Origin of the sequence: uncultured Cardiobacterium sp. (genome assembly GCF_938028185.1) — a bacterium.
GTDB lineage: Bacteria > Pseudomonadota > Gammaproteobacteria > Cardiobacteriales > Cardiobacteriaceae > Cardiobacterium.
The window spans coordinates 1-6,585 of sequence record NZ_CALJAH010000016.1; the positions used below are offsets into that span (position 1 = coordinate 1).

Here is a 6,585-nt window from a genome sequence, read left to right on the forward strand (position 1 = left end):
GACCCTCCCCCACACAGGGGGAGGGGGCATATCGGCGGTTTTCTGTTCTGTGGTTCACGACACAAATACGCTAAACAGGTTTATTTCAAAATACAGATACGATAGCTGGGTTGGTGTATGTATGACGGTTTTGGAAATGTATGGTTGCGCTAGAGATGACTGGCGTGCATCGGCGTAATGTTACGAACGCTACCCCCACCCCAGCCCTCCCCCGCTGCGGGTGCTGGCGCACCCTGCGAGGGAGGGAGCCGACCTGTGTATGTTTGTAGGGCGGCTTCACCTAATCCAATCTGAGACGTTTGCTTTTCCAGCATTGCGGCATTTTGGTGGGGCAAGCCCCACCCTGCAATTAGCCGCTCAATTGCGCCGCAGTTCGGCGATGGTGTTGATGAAGGCTTCCACGTCCTGAAAGCTCAGGTAAACCGAGGCGAAGCGGATGTAGGCGACGTGGTCGATGTCTTTCAGCCCCGCCATCACCCATTCGCCGATGCGGCGCGAGGCGACTTCGCGGTCGCCGCTGATGCGCAGGCGGTTTTCGATGTCTTCTATCAACTGGTTGATTTTGTTGACGCTTACCGGCCGTTTTTCAATCGCCCGCAGCAGGCCGTTGCGCAGTTTCTCCGCCGAGAACGCCTGCCGCTCGCCGTTTTGTTTGATGACCATCGGCAGCGAGATTTCTGCCGTTTCGTAGGTGGTGAAGCGGGTGGCGCAGGCGGGGTTGGTGCATTCGCGACGGCGGCGGATTTTGCTGCCGTCGCTCAAGAGGCGCGAGTCGATGACGCGGGTGTCCGGCCGGTGGCAGATGGGGCAATGCAAGGGTCGCGCTCCGCTCCGTTAGCCGTACACCGGGAATTCGGCGCAGAGTTTGCTCACTTTTTCGCGCACGGCGAGGATGACTTCTTCGTTGTCGATGTCGTCGAGGATGTCGCAAATCCAGGTGGCAACCAGTTTGGCTTCTGCCTGTTTGAAGCCGCGCGTGGTGATGGCGGGCGTGCCGATGCGGATGCCGCTCGCGACCGAGGCCGGTTGCGGGTCGTCCGGCACCGCGTTTTTGTTGACGGTGATGTAGGCGCGGCTGAGTGCGGCGTCGGCGGCGCGGCCGGTGAGGTTTTTGTTGACGAGGTTAATCAGCATCAGGTGGTTCTTGGTACCGCCGGAGACGAGTTCGTAGCCGCGCGCGAGGAAGACTTTCGCCATCGCCTTGGCGTTGTCCAGCACCTGCTCCTGGTATTTGGTGAAGGCAGGGTCAAGCGCTTCGAGGAAGGCGACCGCTTTCGCCGCAATCACCTGCATCAGCGGCCCGCCCTGGATGCCGGGAAAGATGGCAGAGTTGAGTTTTTTCTCCAGCGCTTCGTTGGCGCGGGCGAGGATCAGCCCGCCGCGCGGCCCACGCAGGGTTTTGTGGGTGGTGGAGGTGACGACGTCGGCAATCGGTACCGGGTTCGGCGCAAGCCCCGTGGCGACGAGGCCGGCGATGTGCGCCATATCGACCATCAGATAGGCACCGACGCTGTCGGCAATTTCGCGGAAGCGCTGCAAATCCAGCACCTGCGAGTAGGCGGAAAATCCGGCAATAATCAGCTTCGGCTTGTGTTCGCTGGCGATGCGCTGCATCGCATCATAATCAATCAGCCCGGTTTTCAGGTCGAGGCCGTAATGCACGGCGTTATAAAGGATGCCGGAGGAGCTCACCGGCGAGCCGTGCGTGAGGTGGCCGCCGTGGCCAAGATCCATACCCATGATGGTGTCGCCCGCTTTCAAAAGCGCAAGGAAGACGGCGGCGTTGGCCTGCGAACCGGAGTGCGGCTGCACGTTGGCATAATCGGCGCCAAACAGCGTCTTGGCGCGCTCAATCGCCAATTGCTCAACAATATCAACATTTTCGCAGCCGCCGTAATAGCGCTTGCCCGGATAACCTTCAGCGTACTTGTTAGTCAGGCAGGTGCCCTGTGCTTCCATGACGCGCGGACTGGCGTAGTTCTCGGAAGCGATCAGTTCGATGTGAGTTTCCTGGCGTTGCGCCTCGTTGCGGATGGCGGCGGCCAGTTCATCATCAAAGCCCGCGATGGTCATATCTTTACTAAACATGGGGATATATTAAGGTAGGAATTGAGGCGGGCTATGGTATCGCCTTCCGCATAACGGGGCAACTGCGCGACGGCGAAGCAAAATCCTGCGACACCGCGCCATTGCCCGCTTTTCGCCCGCCCCGTAACATTGCCCGCCTTTTCAACAACCCACGGAGACCCTTCATGCTTAAAAAACTCGTCCTCGGCAGCCTGCTCGCCGCCGCCTCCCTCGCCGCTTCCGCCGAACCATACCTGATTGACGTGCGCAGCCCGGAAGAATTTGCCGAAGCGCACGCCGACGGCGCGATTAACATCCCGGTCGATGAAGTCTCGCAAAAAATCAGCGAGATCACCCAAGACCACGACGCCGACATTTACGTTTACTGCCGCAGCGGCCGCCGCGCCGGTGTCGCGCAACAGGTGCTGAACGGCATGGGCTATCGCAAAGTCACCAACCTCGGCACCCTCGCCGACGCGCAGGCGTTTGTGGCGAAGGAAAAGGAGGCCAGCGCGAAGGAAGCCGCGCCCGCCGCGCCGTGATTCGCCCTTTGTGAAAAAACCGCCTGCGGGCGGTTTTTTTTATGGGCGTCGCGCTTTGGTTTTATCCCGCTGTGGCGGGAGCGCGTCACGGTTGCGCCGCGTTGTCCGCTTGCCAGCCTTGTTCAAAGGCGGCAATGGCGGTGGCTGTGGCATCGGGCGGGCTTGCGAATGCGCGCAGGCGGGTGGCGATGTCGCTGTGGTCTGCCGCCTGGGTGCTCGGTGCCAATAGTGCTTCGCTGCGCGCGACGGCATCGTCCGTGTTTTGCAGGGCGTGATTGAGTGCGGCGGTGTAGCAACCGAGGGTACGCGCGTTGCGGTAGTCGTTGCTGCTGTCGTTGAAGCGGGCGCTGGCGTCGCCTTTGCCGTCTTCGCCACGGGCGAGTTGGGCGAGGTGTTGTGCCAATGGTGCGGTGTTGTTCTGCGCCAGCAGGGTGTGGCTCCAAAGGGTGAGGGTTTGCCGGCCATCTGCGGTTTCGCAGAGGAGGGCGATGACGGCGTTGCCGTTGACCTGCATCGCGGCGGTGATGTGTACCGCCTGCGCGGTGTCGCCCGCAGCGAGTTTGGCGGCGTGTTTGCTGATGAAATCGCGGCGCGATTGGGCATCGGCATCCAGGCTGTCGGTAGCGTGGGCGGTGGCGCAGGCGAGGAGGAGGGCGAGGATTCTTTTCATGTTTTTGGGCGGGTGGTGCGTCATGTGTTCGGCGTTAATGGTGGGGCAAGCCCCACCCTGCACGGGTTATTTGCCGTGGCGTTTGTCCCACCAGGTGCAGAGGTTGGCGACCAGCGCGCCGCTGATATTGTGCCAGACGCTGAAGATGGCGCTCGGCAGTGCCGCTTCCGGGCTGAAGTATTTTGTGCCGAGGGTGGCACCGAGCGCGCTGTTTTGCATGCCGACTTCGATCATGACAGCGCGGCACTGGGCGCTGTTCATTCCGGCGAGGCGGGCGGCGAGCAGGCCAAGCAGGTAGCCGAGGAGGTTGTGCAGGATGACAACGGCGAAGATGATCATGCCGCTTTTTGCAATCGCCCCTTTGCTCAGCGCGACGACGCTGGCGAGAATCAGGACGATGCAGATGACGGAAATGAGCGGCAGGGCGTCGCGCAGCACTTGCAGGTGTTTGTCGAAGTAGCGGTTGATGAGGACGCCGGCGATGATCGGCAGCAGCACCATTTCGATGATGGAGAGCATCATCGCGCCGACGGCGATGTCCACGGTCTTGTGCGCGTAGAGTTCGAGCAGGAGCGGCGTCAGGAACGGTGCGAGCAGGGTGGAGCAGGCGGTGATGGTGACGCTCAAGGCGACATCGCCGCGCGCGAGGTAGGTCATGACGTTGCTGGCGGTGCCGCCGGGACAGCAGCCGACGAGGATGACGCCGAGCGCGACCATCGGGTCAAGGCTGAAGATGTTTACTAAAAGGACGGCGAGCAGCGGCATGATGAGGAACTGGGCGACAACGCCGAGCAGTACCTGCATCGGGCGGCGGAAGATTTCGGCGAAGTCGCGGGCGCGCAGGGTCAGCCCCATGCCGAACATGATGATGCCGAGCGCGTAGGGAATGGCGGGCTTGAAGGGGATGAAAACCGGCGCGGCGGCGTAACCGGCGATGGCGAAGACGATCGCCCAAAGGGCGAAGGTCTGGCCGATGAAGGTGGATAGTTGGCGCAAGCGCTGCATGGGAACCTCTCTGTGAATTTTTTGAAAGGGTGCTATCCTAGCGGTTTTCTGCCCCGTGATGTTGTCTGCCATGTCCATTGCTCCTGAATCCATTGTTACGTTTCTTGATTTTTTTGGTGTTTTTTCCAGCGCCGTCGCCGCTACCGTACTCGCCAAGCGGCAGCATTTTGATATTTTCGGCGCGGTGATGATTGCCTTTGTTGCCTCCATCGGCGGCGGTACCACCCGCGATTTGTTGCTGAACCGCCATCCGTTGTTCTGGCTGAAGGATTTGGATTATGCCTGGACGATTACCATCACTTCGATTTTTACCCAGGTTTTTTATTATCAGTTTGAGCGGTTGGACAAACCTTTCCGCTGGTTTGACGCGCTGGCATTGGCGACGTTTACCGTCATTGGCATTGAAGTCGGGCAGATGCGCGGCGCAACCGCGCCGGTATCGGTATTGATGGGCGTGGTGACGGCGATTATGGGCGGGATTCTGCGCGATATTGTCTGTCGCCAGGTGCCGCTATTGTTGCAAAAGGAAGTGTATTTGTCGGCGGCATTGGTCGGCGGCGTGTTTTATTTCATTCTGATGCATTTTGGCGTCGGTTTGTGGACGCGCGATTTGTTGACCTTGTTATTGGTACTCACCATTCGCGCCTGCGCCATTATTTATAATTGGAATTTGCCGGATATCGCCATTCGGCGACGGCATTAAACGGACGAGGAAAAAGCGGGGTGCAAGCCCCGCTTTTTCTATGGCGTCGTCATTAGCGAATCAGCCCGCGTTTGCCGGTGTTTTCAAGGAATTCGGCGATGCGCCGTGCCGGGGCAGATTCGCTGGCGAGCGCGTTGATTTTGTCGCGTGCTTCGTCCAGCAGCAGGTTTTCGCGGTAAAGGTGGTGATGGCAGCGCTTGATGGCGGCGATGTCTTCCGCGCTGAAATGGTGGCGTTTCAGCCCTTCGAGGTTGATGCCGGCGATGCGCGCGGGCGATTCGACCACGAGCGAGTAGGGCGGCACGTTCTGTTTGACGCCGGCGCAGTAGCCGACCATGGTGTAGGCACCGATGCGTACGAACTGGTACACCATCGCCGCCCCGCCCATGACGACGTGGTCTTCGATGTGGACGTGTCCGGCGAGGATGACGTTGTTGGCGAAGGTGGTGTCGTTGCCGATGACGCAGTCATGCGCGAGGTGGACGTAGGCCATAATCCAGTTGCCGTCGCCGAGGACGGTCTTGCCGATGTCCTGCACCGTGCCACGGTTGAAGGTGACGAATTCGCGAATGGTGTTGTTGTCGCCGATTTCGAGGGTGGTGTCTTCGCCGCCGTATTTTTTGTCCTGCGGGATGGCGCCGAGCGAGGCGAAGGAAAAAATATGGTTGTTTTGGCCGATGCGCGTCGGCCCTTCGATAACGACGTGCGGCGCGATGGTGGTGCCGCGCCCGATTTGCACGCCCGCGCCGATGACGCTGTAGGCGCCGACGCTGACGTCGCTATCAAGTTCGGCCTTGGGGTCGATGAGGGCGGTGGGGTGAATCATGATTTTCTCCTGTTGTGTGAGCAGGTTATCCAGCGCGGCGGGAAAAAGCCGCATGAACGGTGCAGAATGTACCGTGTTCATGGCGACATTGCAAGGCGCATTCGTCGCAACAAACTGATTAAAAAGCATTTTATAAAAACAACCGTGCCAGCATGACGCGGACGAATGCCTGTCAAACATTACAAAAGCCTTACCCTTTCATGATGGCAGGAAAATTGCTAGTCTTGACAACAGAAAAACGCAACCCCGGAACCATCCGTGTCCCCTCAAATCACCCTTGAAATCCGCAACAGCAGCGGCAACGTCCTCGCGCAATACCCGCTGGACAGTGCCAGCAGCCCGCATATCGCCGCCGTCGATGGCGCGTACTACCAGATTGGCGACGCCGCGACCGGCACCGCCCCGGCGAACCTCACCACCGCGCGCGCGGGCGACGACCTCTATCTCTACCTGGACGGCGACAGCCGCCCCGCACTCGTCATCGACCATTACTACAGCCAGGGACAGGGCGCGCTGGTCGGGGTGCAGGCGGACGGCAGCCTCACCAGCTACCCGGTTGCCACCGCCCCCGAACACGCGCTTGCCAGCGAAATCGTCACCGAACAACCCCTTGGCGCCGACCAGCCTGCGCTGGCACCGCTCGGTGTGCTCGGCGCCGTCGGCCTTGTTGCCGGAGCCATCGGCATCAGCCGTGACCACGGTTACAAAGGCGAACAACCGCAGCCGTCGCCGAATCCGCAGCCGTCGCCGAATCCGCAGCCGTCGCCGAATC

General features: G+C 60.3%; 7 protein-coding genes and 1 pseudogene. 3 read left to right on the plus strand and 5 right to left on the minus strand.

Translation table 11 applies throughout. The features are described from left to right. Nucleotides 1-357: 357 nt before the first annotated feature. Together nrdR and glyA are read right to left on the minus strand one after the other, a co-directional pair. Nucleotides 358-816: a transcriptional regulator NrdR gene (gene nrdR / locus Q0349_RS00650; protein WP_298078822.1), complete on the minus strand. Its 459-nt coding sequence runs from the start codon at nucleotides 814-816 to the stop codon at nucleotides 358-360. 18 nt (nucleotides 817-834) lie between these two features. After that, nucleotides 835-2,088, minus strand: a complete 1,254-nt coding sequence (gene glyA, locus Q0349_RS00655; RefSeq protein ID WP_298078824.1) for a serine hydroxymethyltransferase — start codon at nucleotides 2,086-2,088, stop codon at nucleotides 835-837. Between the two features lie 164 nt (nucleotides 2,089-2,252). On the opposite strand from glyA, the gene Q0349_RS00660 reads away from it, so the two are divergent. Beyond that, nucleotides 2,253-2,609, plus strand: coding sequence for a rhodanese-like domain-containing protein (locus Q0349_RS00660; protein ID WP_298078825.1), 357 nt, complete (start codon nucleotides 2,253-2,255; stop codon nucleotides 2,607-2,609). A gap of 85 nt (nucleotides 2,610-2,694) precedes the next feature. Here Q0349_RS00660 and Q0349_RS00665 read toward each other — a convergent pair whose 3' ends face one another. Further along, nucleotides 2,695-3,279: a hypothetical protein gene (locus Q0349_RS00665; protein ID WP_298078826.1), complete on the minus strand. Its 585-nt coding sequence runs from the start codon at nucleotides 3,277-3,279 to the stop codon at nucleotides 2,695-2,697. Nucleotides 3,280-3,345: 66 nt separating this feature from the next. Then, nucleotides 3,346-4,284, minus strand: coding sequence for a bile acid:sodium symporter family protein (locus Q0349_RS00670; protein WP_298078827.1), 939 nt, complete (start codon nucleotides 4,282-4,284; stop codon nucleotides 3,346-3,348). Between the two features lie 70 nt (nucleotides 4,285-4,354). Here Q0349_RS00670 and Q0349_RS00675 point away from each other — a divergent pair, with 70 nt between their 5' ends. Beyond that, nucleotides 4,355-4,987, plus strand: a complete 633-nt coding sequence (locus Q0349_RS00675) for a trimeric intracellular cation channel family protein (RefSeq protein WP_298078828.1) — start codon at nucleotides 4,355-4,357, stop codon at nucleotides 4,985-4,987. Nucleotides 4,988-5,039: 52 nt separating this feature from the next. Here the strand turns inward: Q0349_RS00675 and lpxA are convergent, their stop codons facing one another. Then, nucleotides 5,040-5,813, minus strand: a complete 774-nt coding sequence (gene lpxA, locus Q0349_RS00680) for an acyl-ACP--UDP-N-acetylglucosamine O-acyltransferase (protein ID WP_298078829.1) — start codon at nucleotides 5,811-5,813, stop codon at nucleotides 5,040-5,042. A 258-nt stretch (nucleotides 5,814-6,071) separates the two neighbouring features. Here lpxA and Q0349_RS00685 point away from each other — a divergent pair. Continuing rightward, nucleotides 6,072-6,585, plus strand: a pseudogene (locus Q0349_RS00685) (hypothetical protein); the annotation flags it as partial.